The sequence below is a fragment of the Microbacterium sp. Y-01 genome (assembly GCF_003856715.1).
GTDB lineage: Bacteria > Actinomycetota > Actinomycetes > Actinomycetales > Microbacteriaceae > Microbacterium > Microbacterium algeriense.
The window spans coordinates 1,390,533-1,413,197 of the sequence record NZ_CP024170.1; the positions used below are offsets into that span (position 1 = coordinate 1,390,533).

The window sequence follows — 22,665 nt, forward strand, 5'->3', positions numbered from 1 at the left end:
ATACGCTGACCGCAGGCGTGCCAGGGCGGCGCGGCCGGAAAGGCACTCGTGATCGTCTGGCGTCGCTGGATCTTCCCCCTGCTGCTCGTCCTCCTGATCGGGGCGTGCGCGGCCGCGCTCGTCAAGATCGCCTTCTTCCCCGACCGGGCGGAGAGCGTGGTCAGTCCCGAGGCCGCGATCACCGACCCCGTGGTCGCGGTGGAGCGCGGATCGGTCGTGAACGCCCTCAGCCTGAGCGGCAACGTCGCCCGAGACGAGGCGTATCCGGTGCGGAGCGAGATCAACGGAACCGTCATCGCGGTGCACATCGGCGACGGTGCCGCCGTGGCCGCGGGACAGAAGCTCTTCACGGTCCGCCAGGACGACCCGCGCAAGGACATCGACGTGCTCGCGCCGGAGGCCGGCGACGTCTCGGAGCTGGCCGTCGTGAAGGGGCAGACGACGACCGTCGGCACCGAGACCTACAAACTCACACCGGCGCGCTACCACCTGCTCGCCACGGTGGAGCCGGTGCAGCTGTATCGGCTCGTGAACGCGCCGACCGAGGCGACGGTCACGATCACCGGCGGTCCCGCACCGTTCGCGTGCACCGGCGTGGGCGTGCAGGTGACGCCCGAGGGAACGGCGAACGTCCGGTGCGCCATCCCGGGAGATCAGACCGTGTTCGCCGGACTCCCCGCCACCATGGATCTCGCCCTCGGCCAGGTCGACGACGCACTCGTGGTCCCCGTGACCGCGGTCAAGGGTGGTTCGGGGACGGGCAGCGTCTGGATCGACGCCGCCGACGGGTCGGAGCCCGAGGAGCGCGCCGTGAAGCTCGGCGTCAACGACGGCGTGATGGTCGAGGTCACGGAGGGCCTCGCGGAGGGCGACAGCATCCGCGAGTTCGTGCCCGGTTTCGTCGCACCCGTCGAGGAGATCTGCTACGAGGTCTCGCCGGGCGTGGAGCAGTGCGACAGCGGGATGAGCTGGTGAGTCTCGTCGCGCTCGACGACGTGTCCAAGAGCGTGCTCCTGGCGGATGACTCGAGACTCGAGATCCTCCGCGGCGTCAGCCTGGAGGTCGGCGCCGGGGATCACGTGTCCATCGTCGGCCGCTCGGGGTCGGGGAAGTCCACCCTGCTCAACATCCTCGGGATGCTGGATGCGCCGACCTCCGGCTCGGTCTCCTTCGAGGGGCGCGAGGTGCGCCGCATGCGATCCGGCCGTCTCGACCGCCTGCGCGGAGACAACGTCGGCTTCGTCTTCCAGCAGTTCAACCTCCTCGCCGGGAGGACGGCCATCGACAACGTGATGATGCCGCTCGGTCATGCGCGGGGCCGGATGTTCTGGAACCGTCGTCGCATCGCCGCCGACATGCTGGAACGGGTCGGGCTCGGACACCGCGTCGACCAGATCGCGGATAAGCTCTCCGGCGGCGAGCAGCAGCGCGTGGCCATCGCCAGGGCTCTCGTGCGCCGCCCGGTGCTGATCCTCGCCGACGAGCCCACGGGCGCCCTCGACATCGACACCGGGGCGTCGGTCATGTCGCTCCTCGACGAGGTCGCCACCGAGACCGATGCCGCGCTGGTCACGATCACGCACGACCTCCACGTCGCCGCGCGCGCCCGTCGCCACTACCGCCTCGACGCCGGACGCCTGGAGACGGCCGATCTGAGTCGAGCCTTCGAAGCGTCGACGCTCGCGGCATCCGTGCCGTCGACGCCGCCGAGGGCTGACGCATGACGGGCTTCCTCGGCGCGCTCGCCGATGCATGGGCCGAGATCCGCGTGCACAAGCTCCGCGTGCTGCTCAGTCTGATCGGCATCGCCGTCTCGGTCGGCGCGCTCACTGCCGTCGTGGCGATCTCGGAGTACCAGAGGCAGTTCCAGACCGAGCAGTCGGACCGCTTCGGCGGCCGAGCCGCGACGGTGGTGGTCTCGGTCACGCGCGACGACGGATCTCCCGTGGACACCGACGGCTTCGATGAGCGATTCAGTCGGGTGTCCGAGCGCTTCGGGTTCAGTCACACGGCGCGCATCGCGCAGGGCGTGATGCTCGATGTTCAGCTCCCGGACGGCATCACGCAGGTGGCCGCACGGGTGATGGATCCGGCGTTCTCACAGATCCACCGCGAACGCCTCCTCGACGGACGCTGGTTCCTGGACTCCGACGCCGAAGCCCTGGCGCCGGCGGTCGTCATCAGCGAAGCGCTGTGGGATCGCCTCGGGCGCGTGCCGCTCACGCAGCACCCGACGCTGACGCTCAGCGGCGCGGCCGGGGGACGTACCAGGTGATCGGGATCACGCCGCGCCAGGGGATGGGCGATGAGGAACTGCATGTCGACCTGCTGTACGACTCCTACCGCGCCCGCGTTGATGCGCTCCCGGCCGACGCCTGGACGCAGTACGAGATCTGGATGGGGCAGGATCAGGTGGATCGGATCGCCCCCGTGCTCGCCATGGATCTGCGGGCCGGGCTCCCCGCCGGTCAGACCGTCTCGGTGAGCAGATCGGACTGGGCGGCGCAACCGGGCACCCTGGACGCGCAGGCCACCTTCGAGATGATCACCGGCGGCATCGCCGCGCTCATCCTCGCCCTCGGCGCGCTCAGCCTGATCAACATCCAGCTCGTGGCCATGCGTCAGCGGGTGCGCGAGATCGGCGTGCGCCGCGCGTTCGGGGCCAGTTCCGGACGCGTGTTCTTCTCCGTCTTCCTGGAGAGCCTCGTCGCGACGACGGTCGCCGGCGTGATCGGGATCGCGATCGTGGTCGCGATCCTGCGGTCGGACTGGATCGTCACCTCGCTGTTCTCCGGCATCCAGGACGTCCCGCCGTTCCCGATGCGGGCCGCGATGATCGGACTCCTCGCCTCGGTCGTCGTGGGGGCGGTGTCCGGCTTCATCCCCGCGCTCGTCGCTCTGCGGGTGAAGGTCATCGACGCGATCCGCTTCTGACATGCCAGGATGCGATTCTGACGGGATGGAAGAATGTGAGGATGTCTGAGCTCGAGTACCGTGTCGCCGACCTGTCGCTCGCCGGAGCCGGCCGTCATCAGCTCCGACTGGCGGAGAACGAGATGCCGGGGCTCATGGCGCTGCGGGAGGAGTACGGTGCCGCTCAGCCGCTGAAGGGCGCGCGGATCGCCGGCTCGCTGCACATGACCGTGCAGACCGCCGTCCTCATCGAGACGCTCGTCGCGCTCGGCGCCGAGGTGCGATGGGCGAGCTGCAACATCTTCTCGACGCAGGACGAGGCGGCGGCGGCCGTCGTGGTGGGTCCCGAGGGCACCGTCGATGCGCCGGCGGGTGCTCCGGTCTTCGCCTGGAAGGGGGAGACGCTCGAGGAGTACTGGGCGTGCACCGCGCGCATCTTCGACTGGTCGTCGTCCGGGTTCGACGGGCCCAACCTGATCCTGGACGACGGGGGCGATGCGACCCTCCTCGTGCACAAGGGCGTCGAGTTCGAGAAGGCCGGTGCGGTGCCCGCCGCGACAGACGCCGATGCCCACGAGTTCACGGTCATCCTCGACCTTCTGCGTGCTTCGCTCGCCGCCTCTCCCGACCGCTGGACGAAGCTCGCCGCCGGTCTCATCGGTGTGACCGAGGAGACCACGACCGGCGTGCACCGACTGTACGAGCTCGCCGCTTCCGGAGACCTGCTCTTCCCCGCCATCAACGTCAACGACTCGGTGACCAAGAGCAAGTTCGACAACAGATACGGCATCCGGCACTCCCTCCCGGACGGACTCAACCGGGCGACCGATGTGCTCATCGGCGGCAAGGTCGCCTTCGTCTGCGGCTACGGCGATGTCGGCAAGGGGGCGGCGGAGGCGCTGCGGGGCCAGGGCGCGCGCGTGATCGTGAGCGAGGTCGACCCCATCTGCGCTCTGCAGGCCGCCATGGACGGCTTCCAGGTGGCGCGACTGATCGACGTGGCCGGCGAGGTCGACATCGTCATCACGGGCACGGGGAACCGCGACGTCGTGACGGTCGAGCACCTGCAGGCGCTCAAGCACCTCGCGATCGTCGCCAACGTCGGACACTTCGACAACGAGATCGACATGGCAGGCCTCGAGGCGCTCGCCGGGGTGGAGAAGATCGAGATCAAGCCGCAGGTGCACGAATGGCGGATGCCGAGCGGACGCAGCGTGCTGGTCCTCAGCGAGGGGCGACTGATGAACCTCGGCAACGCCACGGGGCACCCCTCCTTCGTGATGAGCGCCTCCTTCACCAATCAGGTGCTGGCGCAGCTGGAGCTGTACACGAACATCGCCGCCTACCCGACGGGCGTCTCCGTGCTGCCCAAGGCGCTCGACGAGAAGGTGGCGCGACTCCACCTGGACGCGCTGGGCGCGCGGCTGACCGCTCTCACGCCGGAGCAGGCGGCATACATCGGCGTGCCCGTCGAGGGTCCGTACAAGCTCGAGCACTACCGCTACTGAGCACGTCTGAGCACGTCTGAGCACGTCGGAGCGCGTCGGCGTCGGTCAGACCCCGACGCGTCGGCCGGTGAGCCGCTCGGCCCTGCGGTCCGCGTTCTGCAGAGCGCGGCGCTCGCGTTCCCTGCGGAGCACCGTGATGCCGACGAGCGCGTGCTCCGGGGGAGCGGGCGGCATCGGCGAGACGAACGGAGCCGCTTCCGCCAGCAGCTCCGCCGCGACGCGCGCCCGAGCGACCGGGACCATCCGCGGCGCGCTCTGCAGGAACTGCGAGATGCGACGCGCCAGACGGTCGGGAAGCCGGGCGACGTCCGCCACCTGTGCCCAGCCCGCCAGAGCCGGCGGCAGCACGGGGGCATGGGTGGTGAGGGCCGGGGTGCGCACGCGCTGACTGTAGGTTCCCGCCACCAGGTCGCCCAGGCGCTGCGACCGGGCGGTGAACGCGCCGGTGAGCACCGCGATGCCTCCGAAGGTCATGTAGATCTCGAGCACCCCCAGCAGGGCGCGGATGAAGGCGTGGCGGAATCCTGCGGCGCCGCCGTCGACGCGCACGATCCGTCCGCCGACCGCGAGCTTGCCGAGGCTGCGCCCCTTCAGCGCGACCTCCATCGTGAGGGGGAGGACGACGAAGCTCACCACGAACGCGGAGACGACGGCGATGCGGTCGGTCGCCGCGTCGAGCACGCCGGCGTCGAGCAGCCAGATGCGCAGGAAGATCCACAGGACGAAGACGGCGTAGCCGAGGAGCATGTCGATGATGGCGCCGAGCGCCCGCAGCAGGAAGCCGACCGGCTGCACGTCGATCGCCACGGCCTCGCCGGAGAGCACCTCGTCGGAGACGTCGATCTGGGCGGACATGAGTACAGTAAATCAGGTGGACGCCGATGCGCTGACCGATGCACGCCGCGCCGAGTGGGAGCGGCTCGACGAGCTCAGCCGTGCCCGTCTGGACGGTGCGGGAGTGGATGAGCTGATCGTCCGCTATCGCGCGGCGTCGGCCGACCTCGCCGAGCTCAAGACGTCGATAGGCGACTCCCCGCAGGGTGCGTATCTGTCGACGATCCTGGTGCGGGCACGGCTGCGTCTCACCGGCGCATCCGACAGCATCCTGACCCAGACCGCGCGCTTCTTCCGTCTGCAGCTGCCCGCCGCCCTGTACCGGCTGCGGTGGACGACCCTGGTCATCGCGGTGGCCTTCATCGCGGTGGCCGTGGGCACCGCCGCCTGGATCTCGAGCGACCCCGCCCTCGTCGCGACGCTCGGCGCCCCGGATGCCCTGAAGCAGTATGCGGACGAGAGCTTCACGGGGTACTACACCGAGAATCCGGCCGCGGTGTTCATGGGCATGGTCTGGACCAACAACGCCTGGATCGCGATGCAGTGCGTTCTCTTCGGCGTCACCGGCATCTGGCCGGTGTACATGCTGGTGCAGAACGCCATGGGGCTCGGCACGTCGGGCGCGGTGATGGCGGCACACGAGCATGCCGACCTCATGGTGCTGTACATCCTCCCGCACGGCATGCTCGAGATGACCTGCATCTTCGTGGCGGCCGCAGCCGGACTGCATGTGTTCTGGGCGTGGGTCGCGCCGGGGCGACGCACGCGCGGCGAAGCGCTCGCCGAGCAGGGCCGCGCCCTCGCGACCGTGGCGCTCGGGCTGGTCTTCGCCCTCTTCCTCGCCGGGCTGGTCGAGGGGTTCGTCACCGGATGGGCGCTGCCCTGGCCGCTGAAGATCGGCATCGGCGCGGCGGCGCTCGCGGTGTTCCTGATCTACATGCTCGTGGTCGGAGGGCGGGCGCACCGCTCGGGTGAGACGGGGGACCTCGTCGAATACGAGGCGGGCACTCCTCGCCTCGTCGCCGGCTGATCCCGTCCGCTCGGGGATCAGAGCCGGCCGGCCGCCTTCAGCTCCAGGTAGCGATCGGCGATCCGCGGCGGCAGAGCATCAGGGTCGGCGGCGATCGCCTCGCCCCCGGCGCGACGGATCGCGTCCGCGACGTCCTCGGCGTCGCGCAGGGTGCGCTCGGCCGCGGCGGCGAGGTAGACCTCTTCCCGGGAGCCGCGTCGACGCGCCAGCTCGGCGATGCCGTCGTCGGTGACGGAGCCGACGAGCACGGTGGTCGCCCGTGTCGCGTTCGGGAACGCTCCGAGGAATCCGCGGGCGGACTCGGCCGCGTCCTGCGCGGTCAGCGCGACGATCAGGGACGGGCGCGTGGTGAGCGTGCGCACGGCGGCGAACGCCCCGTGCCAGTCGGTGTCCACCAGGCGGGCGTGGATGGGGGCCATCGCGTCCGTCATCGCCGGCAGGAGCGCCGTGCCCTCCACGCCGGACACCCGCGCCCGCACGACGCGGTCGTACATCAGCAGGTGGACGTGGTCTCCGGCACGCGAGGCCAGCGCGGCGAGCAGCAGGGAGGCCTCGAGAGCGGCATCGAGCCGCGTGCCGTCTCCCACGCGGGCGGCGGCCGTGCGTCCGGTGTCGAGGATGATGACGACGTGGCGGTCGCGCTCCGGGCGCCACGTCCGCAGCATCGTGGTGCCGGCGCGGGCCGTGGCACGCCAGTCGATCGAGCGCACGTCGTCGCCCCGCACGTACTCGCGCAGCGAGTCGAACTCGGTGCCCTGGCCGCGCACCTGGATGCTCGTGTTGCCGTCGAGCTCGCGCAGCCGGGCGAGGCGGGACGGCAGGTGCTTGCGCGAGGCGAAGGCCGGCAGCACCGTGATCGCGCCGCGGACCGCATGCCGTGCCTGTCGGCCGGCGAGCCCGAGCGGGCCTCGGGAGCGGACCATCACGAACTCGCTCACGAGTTCTCCGCGCCGCCGCGGCAGGAGCGGAATCGCGACGCGTCGCCGCTCTCCCGCGGGGATGCTCAGCCGCTGCCGTTCCTCGGGGGCGCCCGCGGTCGGCTGCCAGGCGTCGCGGATCACCGCGTGCAGCGGCCGGGACCCGTGGTTGTGGACGGCCACGCTGACCGGGACGGGCTCGCCGAGACGCACGCGCCGGGGCAGGCGGCGGGTCACGATCACGGACCGGGGACTTGCGGCGAGGAGCACGTCGAGACCGACCAGCAGCGCGCACAGCGCGAGCCAGGCGCCCAGGACCGCGTACGCCGGAGAGCCCGCGAGCCCGGCGAGGACGAGTGGGACGACACCGACGGCGATGGCGACGGCGAGGCGGCCGGTGACGAACACCTAGATCGGAACCCTGGTCTGCTGCACGACCGAGGTGAGCACCGCATCGGCAGAGACACCCTCCATCTGGGCATCCGGTCGCAGCTGCAGGCGGTGGCGCCACACCGGCACCAGCATGGTCTGCACATGGTCGGGCGTCACTGCGGAGGAGGCGTTGAGCCACGCCCAGGCCTTGGCCGCCGCGAGCAGTCCGGTCGACGCGCGCGGGCTCGCGCCGAGCTCGACCGACGGTGACTGCCTGGTCGCGCGCGCGAGGTCGACGACGTACCCGAGGACGTCGTCGGTGACCTCGACGGCCGCCGCGGACTGCTGGGCCGCGCGGATCTCCTCGGCGGACACGACGGCCTCGACGCCCGTCAGCTCGCGCGGCGAGAAGCCCTCGGCATGCCGTCGGAGCACCGAGACCTCGGCGTCGCGCTCCGGCAGGCCGACGACCAGCTTCATCAGGAACCGGTCGAGCTGAGCCTCGGGCAGGGAATAGGTGCCCTCGTGCTCGATCGGGTTCTGCGTCGCCGCGACCAGGAACGGGTCGGGCAGAGCACGGCTGACACCGTCCGCCGAGACCTGACGCTCCTCCATCGCCTCGAGCAGGGCGGCCTGCGTCTTCGGCGGAGTCCGGTTGATCTCGTCCGCGAGGAGGATGTGGGTGAAGACCGGGCCGGCGCGGAAGTCGAACTCTCCGGTGCGCGCGTCGTACACGAGCGAGCCCGTCACATCGCCCGGCATCAGGTCGGGGGTGAACTGCACGCGCTTGGTGTCGAGTCCGAGCGCGCGGGCGAAGGATCGCACGACGAGGGTCTTCGCGACCCCCGGCACCCCCTCGAGGAGGACGTGTCCGCGGGCGAGCAGAGCGACCAGCAGACCGGTGACGGTGCCGGCCTGGCCGACGACGGCCTTGTCGACCTCGGTGCGGACTCGGTGCATGGCCTGTCGGAGCGCGGCGTCGTCCGCGGTCTGATTCTCAACGGTCACGGGGTTCCCTCGGCTTGTCTCGGATGGATGGGAGTGTGCGTGGTCGGTCACGGGGTGTCCTTCGCGCTGCGGATGCTGTCGTCAACGGCGTCCTCCAGCGCTTCGAGCCGACGGGCGAGCTCGATCAGAGCGGCGTCGTCGTGGGGGAGCGGCCCGGACAGCTGCTCCTGCAGCGTGCCGCGAGGGACCCGGAGCCGATCCGCGGCCGCATCGGCGACGTCGTCCGCTCCGGCGTGGACGGCGAGGCCGAGGCGGCGGGCGAGTCGTCGCCGTGCGCCGTCGCGCAGCGCCTCTCCGGCATGCTGCGCGTCCGCGGCCTTCGCGGTGAGGCGCGCCCTGCCGTGCATGGTCTCGGAGGCGCGGACCGTGACCGGCAGCGTCTCGGCGACCAGGGGTCCGAAGCGCTGGCCCCGCCAGATCGCCGCGGCGATCCCGGCTGCGATCAGCAGGAGGATGGCCGGCGTGACCCAGGGTGGCGTGAGACTGCCCAGAGTGTCGACCGTTTCGCCTTCGATGTCCGAGTCGGCGAAGTTCGGGACGTACCAGACCACGCGGTCGGTCTGCGCGAGCAGAGCGAGAGCCAAGGCGGCGTTTCCGTCCTCGGCGAGGCCCTCGTTGTCGAACAGCCGGGTGCCCTCGACGACCGCCTGGCGGGGCCGCGATCGCGCGTCCACGAGGACCGCGGCGCCCTCGTCGTTCCGGAAGCACGCCTGGACGCCGTCGGCGGGGGAGAAGAGCCGGTCGGCGCGGATCGAGCCGACCTCGGCGAACTCGGGAAGGTCGCATCCGGGAGTGACCTCGGACAGCGCGCCGGTCGCGTTCTCGCCGATCTTCAGGGTGTTCAGCAGGTGCGTCCCGGCGGAGAGGAAGACGACGCGTTCCGCCGGCTCCATCAGCGTCTCCAGGGCTTCGTCGGTCAGCGTGTACGGGTTCGTCATCACGAGCGTCGCGTCCTGATCGATCGCGGCACGCGCCTCCGCACGAGATCGGTACACGGAGACGTCCACGCCCTGTTCGCGCAGGATCTCGGCGAGAGCGAGCGCTCCGCCTTCGCCTGCACCTTCCGGGTCGAGCGCACCCTGTGCCGCCGGTCCGGTGGCGGCGACGCGGAGCGCGGCGAAGGACACCAGCAGCACGAGGGCGACGACGATGCTCCATCCCGCGATGGTCCTGCCCCGGCGCGGTCGGGGATCTGCGGTGGACGGCGGCGCGGTCCCCTCGCGGACGGCCGTCATGCTGCCACCGCCTCGGTGCGACGGGCGCGAAGCCGTTCGTCGGTCGCCGCGAGCTCTCCGTAGCTTGCCGCCGTCGCGCGGTGGCCGAGGTAGCGGACGTCGTCGAAGGCGACGGCGGCGCGGCGCAGGGCGTCCGACTCGTCGGCGAACACCGCGCTCGCCTCACGCGCGATGGCCTGCGCGGTGGCGCCGGGGGCCGGATCGATCAGGTCGCGCTCCAGCAGTCCGCGCGCCAGCGCCCGGTAGCGGAGGACGGTCGCCGCATCCCAGTCGCCCTCCCTGGCGCTGCGTTCGGCGTCGGACCGCAGCTGCGCGGCGGTGCGGTCGTCGCTCGCTCCGAGCAGATCGAGGCGTCCGCGGCGAACGGCACGCGAACGGCGCGGGCGTCCCCAGATGAGGAGTGCCGCGACCAGAGCAGCAGCGATGATGACGATGACGATGATGAGCGCGGACGGGCCGACGCCCGCCCCGTTCTCCGAGCTGAACAGGTCGGCGAGAAAGCGCCCGACGTCGCGGGCGAGCAGGTCGAACCACGTCGGCTTGGCATCCGCGTAGCGCGGGTTGGACAGTTCCTCTTCCGCCCAGCGTCTGGCGTCATCCCCATCCGGGACGAACACGTCGTCGATGCGTCGGATCATGTCGTCGCGTCGCTGCCGGGCGCCGTCCACTCGTTCCCGGTCGGGGCGGAGCGCGGCTCGGGGTCACGCGGGGGCGGAGGGGGAGGGAACGCGGCATCCGCGGCGGGCCGCGGCGCCGGGGCCTGCGGTGCTGCAGCGAGGTACGGCGCGGGAGGGTATGTCTGGCCGGGGTACGTCTGGCCGGGGTACGGTGCCGGCGGGGCGGGATAGCCCGGGGCTCCGGTCGGCGCATACAGGCCGGCCTGCGTCATCAGCACGTGTTCGGGAACCTGCCGCGGCGGGGGTGCGGAGGTGACGGCACGCGAGGGGTCGACGGCGAACGGATCGCCCAGCTGCTCGTCGGTCCAGCCGAGCTCTCGACGCTCGACGTGGCTGAGCAGGGTCTGATCGAGTCCCTCGTACCGCATCCGGCAGTCGAGGTAGACCAGAGCGGACCCGGTGCTCTGCACGACGAGGGCGATGGCCTGGATGACGAGCAGCAGGATCTGCGGGGCGATGAGGGTGAGGGCGTAGCCGACGACGGCGCTCGGCCCCTCCGCCCCGGTCGGAGCGACCACCGAGCCGAGGAGCGAGCTGAGCAGAGTGGCCGGGATGCCGACCACCTGCGCCGCCAGTCCCATGATGGCGCTGATGAGGAACATGACCCCGAATGCGACCCAGAACCGGCCGCGCGTGAGGCGCCAGGAGCGCACGAACGCCTCGCGGAATCGGGCGCGCTCCAGCACGAGGATGGACGGGACGAGCAGGAGCTTGGTCGTGAGCCACACGCCGAGCGGGATGCACAGGAGCACGATGAGGATCATGACCACGACGACGAGACCGACCAGCTCCCCCCTGTCGCCGAGCCCGCCGGCGAGGAGACCGGCGGCGACGGCCGCGACGATCATGAAGGCCCCGAACACGGCCACGACCGACAGCGAGGCGAATCCGGCGAGACGCCAGAACGCCGGGGCCATCCGGCGCCACAGCATGCGCAGCGTCGCCTTCACACCGATCGCGGCATAGCCGATCTCGGCCGCGACGACTCCCTGCATCATCGCCGTGAACGCGATCGATGCGAGTCCCACCGCGAGTCCGGCGATCAGGTTGATGGCCACGGTCCCGGCGAACACCGCTTCGAAGTCGGGAGACGAGGGGGAGACCGTGGAGAGCCGGGTGAAGGTGGTGAACAGCACGAGTCCCATGACCGTCGCCGTCGCGATCACCACCACCAGCTGGATGGCGACGGCGAATCCGAAGAGCACCTTCGGATTGTGGCGGAGAGCCGCGAAGGCCTTGCCCAGGAGCATCCCGAAGGTCAGCGGATGAAGGGGGATGATCCCCTTCTTCGGGGCAGGCGTCCACGTCTGGCCACTCAATGGCACTCCCTCCGTCGTGCGCTCCCATCGTGTCATATCCGCGGCGTGGAGCGCAGACCTGCGGCACGCGGGACTCGGTGCCATAAGGTAACTGTTATGACCTCACGCATTCTCGTGGTCGACGACGACACAGCGCTCGCCGAGATGATCGGGATCGTGCTGCGCACCGAGGGCTTCGAGCCGGTCTTCTGCGCCGATGGCGCGCGGGCCGTCGACGAATGGCGCGCCCAGCGCCCGGATCTGGTGCTGCTCGACCTCATGCTGCCCGGCATGGACGGGATCGAGATCTGCACCCGCATCCGCGCGGAATCGGGGGTGCCCATCATCATGCTCACGGCACGCAGCGACACGGCCGACGTGGTCAGGGGTCTCGAGGTCGGCGCTGACGACTACATGGTCAAGCCCTTCAACCCGAAGGAGCTCGTCGCGCGCATCCGCACCCGCCTGCGTCCGACGCCCCAGACGACCAGCGAGCAGCTGCGGGTCGGCGATCTGACCGTCGACGTCGACGCGCACGAGGTGCGTCGCGGCACCACCCCGATCGCGCTGACCCCGTTGGAGTTCCAGCTGCTCGTCGCGCTGGCGTCGAAGCCGCAGCAGGTCTTCTCGCGCGAGATGCTCCTCGAACAGGTGTGGGGTTACCACTACAAAGCAGACACCCGTCTGGTGAACGTGCACGTGCAGCGTCTGCGCGCCAAGGTCGAACTCGACCCGGACAATCCGAAGATCGTGATGACCGTGCGCGGCGTGGGTTACCGTGCCGGGACGGTCGCATAGGAGCACGATGGCCGCGACCACAGCGACCACCACGACGGTCGCCGTGCTGCGCGACTGGCGCGGGTGGCCGGCGATGCTCGGCCTCCTCTGGCGTCGGTCGCTGCGCTTCCGCACTCTCTCGATCACGCTGATCGCGACGTCGCTCGCGATTCTGATCACCTGCGTGACGATGGCTCTGGTGATCCAGAACGACCTGTTCATCTCACGGAAGAACGTGGCCCTGGAGGATGCCAGGCGCGCCGTCGACCAGGTGCAGGCGACGCTCGACGTGGCGGAGGTGGGGGACGACCCCGCCGCCCTCACGGAGCTGTGGAACGGCGTGCAGAGCACCCTCGCCCGGACGTCGAGCACCGATCAGCTGGCCGGCTACCCGATCGACAACGATTCGGACGGCATCCGCTTGAACGGCTTCGAGGCGCGGTTGAGCGCCGACCTGCTGAGCCCGGAACTCCGTGCCCGCGTGGTCGAGCTCGCCGACCGGCAGCAGTGGCAGTCGATCGCGCTCCCGGCGGAGGACGGCGGGGAGACGCCGGGCATCGTCGTCGGACAGCAGCTGCTGGTGCCGGAGGCGGGGGCGTTCGAGATCTACTTCGCCTACGACCTCGGCGACGCCGACCAGACCCTCGTGTTCGTGCAGCGGACCCTCTGGATCGCAGGGATCGGACTCGTCGCGATCGTCGCGGCGATCTCCTGGATCGTCCTGCGGGCGGTCTCCGCCCCGATCGTGCAGGCCGCCGAGACCAGTGCCCGTCTCGCGGCCGGAGACCTCGGCGTGCGCCTCGAGGTCCACGGCGAGGACGAGCTGGCGACTCTGGGGCGCTCGTTCAATGCCATGGCCGACAGCATCGAGGCGCAGATCAAGGAGCTCGGCGAGCTGTCGATGGTGCAGCAGCGCTTCGTCTCCGACGTCTCGCACGAACTGCGCACGCCGCTGACGACGATCCGCCTCGCCGCGGACATGCTGAACGATCAGCGCGGCGAGTTCGACCCCACGACCGCGCGGACGGCAGAGCTGCTCCATGCGCAGGTCCAGCGGTTCGAGACGCTGCTGTCCGACCTGCTCGAGATCAGCCGGTACGACGCCGGTTCGGTGCAGCTGGAGCTGGAGGCGACGAGCCTCGCCCACCTGGCGGAGGACATCATCGAGCAGATGCGACCGCTCGCCGAGACCCGCGGGACCGAACTCCGACTCGTCGCGCCCGGGGGCTATTCGCCGGTCGACATGGATCCGCGACGGGTGCGGCGGGTGCTGCGCAACCTGATCGGCAACGCGATCGAGCACGGGGAGGGGCGTCCCGTGGTGATCACGGTCGACAGCAACCAGCACGCCGTGGCGGCCGGGGTGCGCGACTTCGGACTGGGCATGCAGCCGGCGGATGTGGAGCGGGTGTTCGACCGCTTCTGGCGCGCCGACCCGTCTCGCCAGCGCACCATCGGCGGCACAGGGCTCGGGCTCTCGATCGCCCTCGGTGATGCGACGCTGCACGGCGGCACGCTCGCCGTGTGGTCCGAGTTCGGGGTCGGGACGAACTTCGTGCTCACGATCCCGCGGCGCGACGGCGTCCTCGACGGGCCGAGTCCCATCCCGATCGAGCCGCAGGAGCCCCTCGCCGAGATCGGCGACGCGACGCAGCCCATCTCGCTGACCGATGCGCCGGCCGGGCTGTTCGACGACGAGGAGGAGCGGTCATGAGTCGACGGACCGGACGACGGTCGCTGCGCGTGATGGCCCTGGCGGTCGCGGCGCTCCTGCTGCCGGCCTGTGCGGGGCTCCCGACGAGCGGCGGCGTCTCCGTAGGACTCAAGCTCGGCGAATCCGAGCAGGAGGTCGACTTCCTCCCCGTCGCGTCCGGCCCCATCACCGGTGCCGGACCGGAGCAGATCGTCGAGGGCTTCCTGGAAGCGGGCATCACGACGACGGACAACTGGGACACCGCCCGCGACTTCCTCGCCCCGTCGCTGCAGCGCACGTGGCGACCCAGCGCCGGAGTCTCGATCGACCTCGGCGTCGACACCAGGACCATCACCTCCTCCGTTCCCGACGACGCTGTCGAAGACGCCGATACGGCAGAGGTGCAGGTACTGCTCGATCTCGTCGCCAGCGTCGACGACTCCGGAGGCTACTCGGAGGCGCTCGGACCCTCGCCCGTCCCGTTCACCCTCGAGCGGATGGAGGACGGAGAATGGCGCATCACCGATGCGCCGGACGGGGTCGTGATCGACGAGCAGCGGTTCCCGAACGTCTTCGAGGGGTACCCCCTGCAGTACTTCGACCTCGCCTGGTCGCGCCTGGTGCCGGACATGCGCTGGTTCCCCCGCCGACAGAGCCCGGCCACCACGGTCACGCAGCAGCTCATCGGGGGCGGGCCGAGCGACTGGCTCAAGCCCGCGGTGCAGACGGCGTTCCCCGCGGATGTGCAGCTCGCCCAGGACGCGGTTCCGATCGTCGGACAGGTGGCGGAGGTCGCCCTCACCCGCCCGGCGGCCGGACTCGATCCGACCACCCTCTCCCGCATGCGCACCCAACTCCAGTCCACGCTGCGTGCGGCGGGGGTCGCCGTGACCCAGGTGCGGTTCACGGTCGACGGACGTGCGCTGGACGCGGGCGTCGTCGACGTCGTCGAGCCGCCGGCCGAGGTCGGCACCCTCGTGCTGAAGGACGGCGCGTTCGGCCGGATCGTCGGCGACGAGATCTCGCCGATCGACGGCATCAGCGCGGAGGTGGCCCGGCTCCCGCAGCCGGTGCTCTCCCTCGACCTGGCTGCGGACGACTCGCGGGCCGCCGTGCAGCTCGCCGACCGCCACGTGTATCTCGTCCGGGAGGGCGCCGTCGACGAGCTGGACGACCGTTCCGGGCTCATCGAGCCTTCGATCGACCCGTACGGCTACACCTGGACGGTGCCGCGGAGCACTCCGAGCGCGCTGCAGGTGACGGGGAGCGACGTCGCCCCTCTCGAGGTCGCGAACGCGTGGCCCACCGCCTCGTCCGTGTCCGCGATGCGCGTCTCGGCCGACGGGGCGCGCGTGGCCGCCGTCCTGACCGTCGGCAAGCAGATCTGGGTGGTCGTCGCCGCGGTCGTCCGTGACTCCTCCGGCGCGCCGACGGAGCTCGGCGACGTGAAGCCCCTCGTGCAGCTCTCCGGCCAGGCCTCGGCGCTCGGGTGGGTGGGAGCCGATCGCCTCGCGGTGCTGGTCGATCCCAGCAGCCCGCGGCTCATCACCCAGGTCGTCGGGGGACCGGGGTCGGCGGAGGCCGCCCCGAGCACGGCCGTCTCGGCGGCCGGTGCCCGGACGTCCGCCGGGGTGCGGATCCTCGGCTCGGACGGCGCGCTGTTCGCGCACGCGGGCTCGGCCTGGCGCGAGATCGCGTCGGGGGTCTCCGTCCTCGCCACGCGCGCCGGGGAATGACCCTTCCTGCACCGGCGGCCCCTGCCGCGCTGTTCTGATCACGGACGGGCGCTGCGGTCCCCGCCCGGGGACCGCAGCCGCACAATCGTCCGATGGTGACCAAGGATGATGTGGCGCGGGTCGGTGCCGAGCTGGCGGCGTTCCTCCTCGCCGCCTCGTGCGCCGGATGCGGCGAACCGGGTGCCCTGCTGTGCGGGCGATGCCGACGCGCGGTCACGGCGGATCCCCAGGCCGGTACGACGCCGCGCGGGATGGCTTTCCGCGCCGCACTGCCGTTCGAGGGCGTCACGGCGCGCTGCATCCGGCGGCTCAAGGGCGAGGGCGACACGTTCCTCGCACGGCCCCTCGGCGCCGCGCTCGGCGAGGTCCTGCTGCCCGCGATGACGCCGATGACGTGGGTCGTGCCGGTGCCGACGGCGCGCGCAGCCTTCCGCCGGCGCGGCTACCGCGTCCCCGAGCTCCTGCTCCGTCGGGCCGGCGTCGAGCCGCAGCGGGTGCTCACGCGCGCGGCGGGGACCACCGAGCAGAAGCGGCTGGGGGCCGCGGCACGGGAGGAGAACGTGCGCGGGGCGATGCGGGCCCGCCGATCCGGGCGCGGCGCGGAAACGCTGATCGTCGACGACGTCGTCACGACCGGCGCCACACTCGACGAGGCGGCTCGCGCGCTGGAGGAGGCCGGTTTCCGTGTCGTCGGCGCCGTCGCGCTCGCCGCCACGCCGCGCCGGGAAGGATTCGGATGAAGCTCATGGCGAACTCGACGCAGACATCAGGGTGAGACCCGTGACATCCGTCGGCGGTCGGACTACGGTGGGGTGTCACAAGGCGACCACGGTCCGCCCTTGGCCGGGAGGACCGGGACAAGGAGGCAGCAATGGAAACGAGCATCGTCGGCGTCGGAGTGGGTATCACCGATCGCTTCCGAACCGTTGTCGAAGAGAAGATCGCCAAGATTCAGATGCTGGCGTCACGAGCGCAGCGTCTGGACGTGAAGGTCACGCATCGCGTCTACCGCAACGGCCGTATCCCGGATGAGACGGTCGAGCTGACACTGATCGGCAAGGGTCCGGTGGTGCGCGCCGAGGCGACGGACGGCGACAAGTTCGTCGCCCTCGACCTGGCCGTCGACAAGATGGCCGAACAGCTGCGCCGTGCGAAGGAGAAGCGGGTCGACGGCAGACAGCACCCGCGCGGCGCCCACTTCGAGAAGGAGAGCGGAGCCCTCGAGGGAATCGACGTGCAGCCGGCATCGGCAGACGTGCTCCATGCCGTCGCCACCGGCAGCGTTCCGGTGCAGCAGACCGAGGAAGAGGAGTACTCGCCGGTCGTCATCCGCACCAAGAGCTTCGACGCGGAGTGGATGACCGTCGAGGAGGCCGTCGATCGGATGGAGCTCGTCGGACACGACTTCTTCCTGTTCGTCGACGTCCGCACGGATCACCCGAGCGTCGTCTACCGGCGCAAGGGCTGGGACTACGGCGTGATCGCGCTCAGCACCCAGGCGCCGCCGTCGCAGGCTCTCGCCTCCTGACGCGGACAGCGGAACGGCCCGGCCCCTCTCGGGGTCGGGCCGTTCCTGTGCTGTCGGGGCTCGCCGTGGCCGGTCAGTCGAAGATGCCGTCGAGCAGGCTGCCGATGACCAGACCGCCGAGGATGCCGGAGGCGAGGTCTCCACCGCCGCCACCGCGCCGCGGTCCGCCGCCCCAGCCTCCGCCGCCCCAGTCCTGCCCGGGAGGACGGGAGGAGTCGATGTCGCGCTGGGCGAGCTGCAGGGCCTCGGAGGCGAGGTGGGCGACACGGCGCGCCTGCAGGAGCGCGGCCTCGCGTGTGTCCTCCGCAGGGAGCAGATCGGACAGGTCGACGCGCAGGCGCTCCGCCTCGGCCAGGCGTGTCCGTGCGTCCGCGCCGATCCAGCCGCGATGTCCGGCGATGAGTCCGCGCGCCACCCCGAGCTGACGATCCGCGTCATCGATGGCGTGCTGCACCTGGGCGATGCTCGGGAGGGGGTTCTCGGCGCGGTGCCGGGCCTTGGCGATCGCCTCGTCCAGCGCCGAGTTCGCCTCCCGCAGCTGCGAGAGCTCCGCGAAGGGGTCGTTCGGGGTGCCGGAGGGCGTCAGGGCGGCGAGGGCGGACTGGAGCGCGCTGACCGCCTGAGCCACCTCGGGGGTGGCGGGCGCGTTGCGCGCCGCGATCAGGTCGCCGCGGGAATCCGCCACGACCTCGGCGAGCGTTGATTCGGCGCGCAGCGCCTCGATCTCGAAGTCCTCGACCGCGTCCAGCAGCGCCGACGCGCGCCGTGTGGCCTCGGTCGCGGTCTCGAGGGCGACGTTCGCTTCCTCGTTCTGCTTCGCGGCGCGACGGCGCTCCGAGACGTCGGCGCTGTGCGTGGCGAAGCTGATGAGCTGCTCCGCCTCGGCGGCGCTCGCCGTGATCTGGTGCATCGCCGACTCGGCGTAGCGGGCGGCCAGTCGCTGGATCGCTTCTCTGGTCTGCGGGACCCTCGCGCTCAGCGCCGCAGCGTCGGCTCGCACCTGCGCGATGATCTCCGGTGCGCGGCGCACCTTGGCGACGGACTCGGCGAGGACGGCCGTCTTCTCGTCGAGGAGATCCTGCGCCCAGTCGCAGAGCTGCAGGATGCGGGCGTTCCGCGTGCGCAGCTCCTCGGGGGTGTCCGGGATCTCGTCGTGGTTGAGCTGGTGCAGCTGAAAGGCCTCCCGCAGGTGCGTCCGCACCGCGGCAAGTGCCCGGCGCAGGTCGGCCGTCAGCGATTCGCCGAGCTCGGCCTCGGCGAACGAGAGCTCATCGGTGGTCGTGCGGATCCGCTCGTCCGCGCCGACGAGGGCCTGCTCCGCACGCCGGGCGAGGTCGGCATCCTGTGCGGCGAGCTCTTCCTGTTCGCGTTTGCGTCTGCCCCAAAATCCAGCCATGAACCGATCCTAGTTTCCCGCGCGCCCGCGCTGGCTGAGCATCCGCTCCGGGCGAACGGCGATCGGCGGCGATGAAGGGTGGCGATGCGGCGCTTCGGGGTCGTCACGCGGCCGGCACATGGTCCGCGACCAGGGCGGCCGCCTTGGCGGGACGCCCCCGCTTGGGGCGCTCGGCCGTCAGCTGGAGGGCCACGGCGTGCCGCGGGTGCGCGGCGAGCCGTCGCTCGACATGGTCGAGCCAGCGGACCTCGGCCTCGGCGGCGAAGATCTGCGAGTCGACCACGAGCGACCAGGCCAGCTCCTCCGGCGTCTCCTCGTCGCGCTCCGTGCGTCGATGCCGCAGCTGCTCCAACTGGAACATCGACGCCGCGCGTTGCGCCCGGATCGCCGCGGACGCGTCGACTCCCGGCAGCGTGGCCGCGACGGCGAGCTTGATGGCGAGCTCGTCCCTGGTTCCCTGACCGCGGACGACGGGGGAGGAGAGCCAGCGGTCGACCTCGTCCGCTCCGGCCGGGGTGATCTCCCAGTACACGTGGCCGTGGTCATCGGTCGCTCCGCGGCGCACCAGGCCGTCGCGCTCGAGCCGTTCCAGAGTGTTGTAGATCTGCCCGACGTTGAGCGGCCAGACCGAACCGGTACGGCGATCGAACTCGTGCCGCAGCTGGTATCCGTAGCAGGGGCCCTGCGCGAGGATGGCGAGCAGGCTCTGGCGTACGGACATGTCGTCTCCTGTCGCGGTCCGGTCGAATGCGATACCGAGTATATGGATACCCGGCAACCTCGCTGCACGACGCGCTGTCCGGTCTTGCAGGCGACGTGCAGGTCACAGGCCGGTAACATGGCAAAGCATGCCTGGCGTCGGGTTCACCGGCGGCCGGCGATTTACCCACTGACAGGGAGATGACATCCGTGGCCAATCCTCTTGAGAAGCTGCTGCGCGCCGGTGAAGGGCGCGTCATCCGCCGCCTGAATCAGGTCGTCAAGGCAGTGGGGGCGCTGGAAGAGGACATCTCCAAGCTCACCGACGACGAACTGCGCAACGAGACCACCGAGCTGCGCGCGCGGTACGAGAAGGGCGAGACCCTCGATCAGCTGATGCCGGAGGCGTTCGCCGCCGTCCGCGAGGCCGCCAAGCGCACCCTCGGCATGCGAGCGTACGACGTGCAGATCATGGGTGGCGCCGCCCTCCACCTGGGCAACATCGCCGAGATGAAGACCGGTGAGGGCAAGACCCTCGTCGCCACGCTGCCCGCGTACCTGAACGCGATCGCGGGCAAGGGCGTGCACGTCATCACGGTCAACGACTTCCTCGCCAGCTACCAGGCCGAGCTGATGGGTCGCGTCTTCCGCGCCCTCGGCATGACCACCGGCATCATCGTCTCCGGCCAGACGCCCGCGGTGCGCCGCGAGCAGTACGCCGCCGACATCACCTACGGCACGAACAACGAGTTCGGCTTCGACTATCTGCGCGACAACATGGCGTGGCGCAAGGAGGACCTCGTCCAGCGCGAGCACTTCTTCGCGATCGTCGACGAGGTCGACTCGATCCTCATCGACGAGGCGCGGACCCCGCTCATCATCTCCGGCCCCTCGTCGGGCGAGGCCAACCGCTGGTTCGCCGAGTTCGCGAAGATCGCTCGCACCCTCGTCGCCGGTGAGGACTACGAGGTCGACGAGAAGAAGCGCACCGTCGGCGTGCTCGAGCCCGGCATCGAGAAGGTCGAGGACTACCTCGGCATCGACAACCTCTACGAGTCCGCCAACACGCCGCTCATCTCCTTCCTGAACAACTCGATCAAGGCGCTCGCCCTGTTCAAGAAGGACACCGACTACGTCGTGATGAACGACGAGGTCATGATCGTCGACGAGCACACCGGCCGCATCCTCGTCGGGCGCCGCTACAACGAGGGCATCCACCAGGCCATCGAGGCCAAGGAGGGCGTGCCGGTCAAGGCCGAGAACCAGACCCTCGCGACCGTCACGCTGCAGAACTACTTCCGCCTGTACGACAAGCTCGCCGGCATGACCGGTACCGCCGAGACCGAGGCGGCGGAGTTCATGTCGACCTACAAGCTCGGCGTGATCCCGATCCCGACGAACAAGCCGATGATCCGCAAGGACCAGTCCGACCTCGTCTACAAGAACGAGACCGCGAAGTTCGCCCAGGTCGTCGAGGATATCGCCGAGCGCCACGCGAACGGCCAGCCGGTCCTGGTCGGCACCGTCAGCGTCGAGAAGAGCGAGTACCTCTCGCGACTGCTCGCCAAGAAGGGCATCAAGCACGAGGTGCTCAACGCGAAGAACCACGCCCGCGAGGCGGAGATCGTGGCCCGCGCCGGACGTCTGGGTGCGGTGACCGTCGCGACCAACATGGCCGGTCGTGGAACCGACATCATGCTCGGTGGGAACGCCGAGTTCCTCGCGGTGCAGGAACTCAAGGGCAAGGGTCTCGACCCCGTCGAGACGCCCGAGGAGTACGAGATCGCATGGGACGAGACGTACGAGGCGATGAAGGAGGTCGTCGCCGAGGAGGCCGCCAAGGTCATCGAGGCCGGCGGTCTGTACGTGCTCGGCACCGAGCGCCACGAGTCCCGTCGCATCGACAACCAGCTGCGCGGTCGTTCCGGCCGTCAGGGCGACCCCGGTGAGAGCCGCTTCTACCTGAGCCTCACCGACGATCTGATGCGCCTGTTCCAGTCGGGCGCCGCCGAGGCCATCCTCGCGCGCACCAACTTCCCGGACGACGTGCCGATCGAGTCCGGGCTCGTGTCCCGCGCCATCCGCAGCGCGCAGTCCCAGGTCGAGGCGCGCAACGCCGAGATGCGCAAGAACGTCCTCAAGTACGACGACGTCCTCAACCGTCAGCGCGAGGCGATCTACGCCGACCGTCGGCAGATCCTGCAGGGCGACGACATCGCCGACCGGGTGCAGCACTTCATCGAGGACGCCATCAGCGGCGTCGTCCGCGACCACACCGGCGAGGGCCACAACGAGAGCTGGGACTTCGACGCCCTCTGGACCGAGCTCAAGACGCTCTACCCCGTCAGCGTGACGATCGACGAGGTCGTCTCCGAGGCCGCGGGCCGCAAGGGCGGCATCACGGCGGAGGGCCTCACGCGAGAGCTCCTCTCGGACGCGAAGATCGCGTACGAGAAGCGCGAGGAGTCCCTCGGCGAGGCCGCCACCCGCGAACTCGAGCGTCGTGTCGTGCTGCAGGTGCTCGATCGCCGCTGGCGCGACCACCTCTACGAGATGGACTACCTCAAGGACGGCATCGGCCTGCGTGCGATGGCCCAGCGCGACCCGCTCATCGAGTACCAGCGCGAGGGGTACGCGATGTTCCAGTCGATGATGGGGCAGATCAAGGAGGAGTCGGTCGGCTACCTCTACAACCTCGAGGTCGAGGTCCGCCGCGCGGGCGATTCCGACACCGCCGAGGTCGAGGCCAAGGGCCTCGCCACGGGCGGCGGAGAGCAGCGCCTGGAGTACTCCGCGGCGAACGACGCGGGCGAGGTCGAGGTCCGCAACGACCGCGGGCAGGTGCAGCAGGCGGCGACGGATCGCGTCCGCCAGGCGGCCGCGCGCGCTCAGGCTCCGCAGGCCGAGCCGGAAGAGGCGCCGCGCGGCGCCTTCGGGCAGCGGACGGACGCCGAGCCGCCCGCCGCCGGCAACCGCGAGCAGCGTCGGGCGCAGAGCAAGAAGAAGAAGTAGTCACGCGCCGAGAAGGAGGGCCAGTCCGTGTG

General features: G+C 70.7%; 20 protein-coding genes. 12 read left to right on the forward strand and 8 right to left on the reverse strand.

All coding sequences use genetic code 11. From position 1 onward, the window contains the following. Positions 1-48: 48 nt before the first annotated feature. The 5 genes from CSX12_RS06450 to ahcY are packed head-to-tail and all read left to right on the forward strand — an operon-like array spanning position 49 to position 4,421. Positions 49-975, forward strand: a complete 927-nt coding sequence (locus CSX12_RS06450) for a hypothetical protein (RefSeq protein WP_017203247.1) — start codon at positions 49-51, stop codon at positions 973-975. Next, on the forward strand, positions 972-1,724 hold the full coding sequence (locus CSX12_RS06455; protein WP_051000888.1) for an ABC transporter ATP-binding protein: 753 nt from the start codon (positions 972-974) through the stop codon (positions 1,722-1,724). Before CSX12_RS06450 ends, CSX12_RS06455 begins: the two co-directional genes overlap by 4 nt. After that, positions 1,721-2,275, forward strand: coding sequence for an ABC transporter permease (locus CSX12_RS18700; RefSeq protein ID WP_241160579.1), 555 nt, complete (start codon positions 1,721-1,723; stop codon positions 2,273-2,275). Before CSX12_RS06455 ends, CSX12_RS18700 begins: the two co-directional genes overlap by 4 nt. After that, on the forward strand, positions 2,272-2,934 hold the full coding sequence (locus CSX12_RS18705; protein ID WP_241160580.1) for an ABC transporter permease: 663 nt from the start codon (positions 2,272-2,274) through the stop codon (positions 2,932-2,934). The genes CSX12_RS18700 and CSX12_RS18705 overlap by 4 nt, the downstream gene beginning before the upstream one ends. 41 nt (positions 2,935-2,975) lie before the next feature. After that, the gene (gene ahcY / locus CSX12_RS06465; RefSeq protein ID WP_124895248.1) at positions 2,976-4,421 is read left to right on the forward strand and encodes an adenosylhomocysteinase; all 1,446 of its coding nucleotides are present in this window, start codon (positions 2,976-2,978) and stop codon (positions 4,419-4,421) included. Positions 4,422-4,466: 45 nt separating this feature from the next. On the opposite strand, the gene CSX12_RS06470 is transcribed toward ahcY, so the two are convergent. Then, entirely contained in the window at positions 4,467-5,276 is an 810-nt protein-coding gene (locus tag CSX12_RS06470; protein ID WP_017203243.1) for an RDD family protein, read from the reverse strand. 16 nt (positions 5,277-5,292) lie between these two features. Between CSX12_RS06470 and CSX12_RS06475 the strand changes: the two genes are divergently transcribed. Beyond that, entirely contained in the window at positions 5,293-6,285 is a 993-nt protein-coding gene (locus CSX12_RS06475) for a stage II sporulation protein M (RefSeq protein WP_124895249.1), read from the forward strand. Between the two features lie 17 nt (positions 6,286-6,302). On the opposite strand, the gene CSX12_RS06480 is transcribed toward CSX12_RS06475, so the two are convergent. From CSX12_RS06480 to CSX12_RS06500, 5 genes are all read right to left on the reverse strand, one after another. Further along, entirely contained in the window at positions 6,303-7,610 is a 1,308-nt protein-coding gene (locus CSX12_RS06480) for a DUF58 domain-containing protein (protein WP_124895250.1), read from the reverse strand. Beyond that, positions 7,611-8,534 (reverse strand): MoxR family ATPase, encoded by a 924-nt coding sequence (locus CSX12_RS06485; protein WP_241160603.1) that lies wholly within the window; start codon positions 8,532-8,534, stop codon positions 7,611-7,613. Positions 8,535-8,629: 95 nt separating this feature from the next. Next, on the reverse strand, positions 8,630-9,817 hold the full coding sequence (locus CSX12_RS06490; protein ID WP_124895252.1) for a DUF4350 domain-containing protein: 1,188 nt from the start codon (positions 9,815-9,817) through the stop codon (positions 8,630-8,632). Next, complete coding sequence (locus CSX12_RS06495) at positions 9,814-10,455, reverse strand: DUF4129 domain-containing protein (protein WP_124895253.1); 642 nt, start codon at positions 10,453-10,455, stop codon at positions 9,814-9,816. Before CSX12_RS06495 ends, CSX12_RS06490 begins: the two co-directional genes overlap by 4 nt. Then, positions 10,452-11,813: a glycerophosphoryl diester phosphodiesterase membrane domain-containing protein gene (locus CSX12_RS06500; protein WP_124895254.1), complete on the reverse strand. Its 1,362-nt coding sequence runs from the start codon at positions 11,811-11,813 to the stop codon at positions 10,452-10,454. The genes CSX12_RS06495 and CSX12_RS06500 overlap by 4 nt, the downstream gene beginning before the upstream one ends. 96 nt (positions 11,814-11,909) lie before the next feature. Between CSX12_RS06500 and mtrA the strand changes: the two genes are divergently transcribed. From mtrA to raiA, 5 genes are all read left to right on the forward strand, one after another. After that, positions 11,910-12,590 carry an MtrAB system response regulator MtrA gene (gene mtrA, locus CSX12_RS06505; RefSeq protein ID WP_017203238.1) on the forward strand — a complete coding sequence of 227 codons (681 nt, stop codon included), beginning with the start codon at positions 11,910-11,912 and terminating at the stop codon, positions 12,588-12,590. A gap of 7 nt (positions 12,591-12,597) precedes the next feature. After that, the gene (gene mtrB / locus CSX12_RS06510) at positions 12,598-14,283 is read left to right on the forward strand and encodes an MtrAB system histidine kinase MtrB (RefSeq protein WP_124895255.1); all 1,686 of its coding nucleotides are present in this window, start codon (positions 12,598-12,600) and stop codon (positions 14,281-14,283) included. After that, positions 14,280-15,998: an LpqB family beta-propeller domain-containing protein gene (locus tag CSX12_RS06515; protein WP_124895256.1), complete on the forward strand. Its 1,719-nt coding sequence runs from the start codon at positions 14,280-14,282 to the stop codon at positions 15,996-15,998. The genes mtrB and CSX12_RS06515 overlap by 4 nt, the downstream gene beginning before the upstream one ends. A 92-nt stretch (positions 15,999-16,090) precedes the next feature. Continuing rightward, a complete protein-coding gene (locus tag CSX12_RS06520) occupies positions 16,091-16,738 on the forward strand; it encodes a phosphoribosyltransferase family protein (RefSeq protein ID WP_124895257.1) in 648 nt (215 codons plus the stop codon). A 131-nt stretch (positions 16,739-16,869) separates the two neighbouring features. After that, positions 16,870-17,526, forward strand: coding sequence for a ribosome-associated translation inhibitor RaiA (gene raiA / locus CSX12_RS06525; protein WP_017203234.1), 657 nt, complete (start codon positions 16,870-16,872; stop codon positions 17,524-17,526). A gap of 73 nt (positions 17,527-17,599) precedes the next feature. Here the strand turns inward: raiA and CSX12_RS06530 are convergent, their stop codons facing one another. Both CSX12_RS06530 and CSX12_RS06535 read right to left on the reverse strand, forming a co-directional pair. After that, positions 17,600-18,922: a hypothetical protein gene (locus CSX12_RS06530; protein WP_124895258.1), complete on the reverse strand. Its 1,323-nt coding sequence runs from the start codon at positions 18,920-18,922 to the stop codon at positions 17,600-17,602. A gap of 103 nt (positions 18,923-19,025) precedes the next feature. After that, the gene (locus CSX12_RS06535) at positions 19,026-19,643 is read right to left on the reverse strand and encodes a PadR family transcriptional regulator (protein WP_124895259.1); all 618 of its coding nucleotides are present in this window, start codon (positions 19,641-19,643) and stop codon (positions 19,026-19,028) included. A gap of 188 nt (positions 19,644-19,831) precedes the next feature. Here CSX12_RS06535 and secA point away from each other — a divergent pair, with 188 nt between their 5' ends. After that, positions 19,832-22,633, forward strand: a complete 2,802-nt coding sequence (gene secA / locus CSX12_RS06540; protein ID WP_124895260.1) for a preprotein translocase subunit SecA — start codon at positions 19,832-19,834, stop codon at positions 22,631-22,633. The last annotated feature ends 32 nt before the right edge of the window (positions 22,634-22,665 follow it).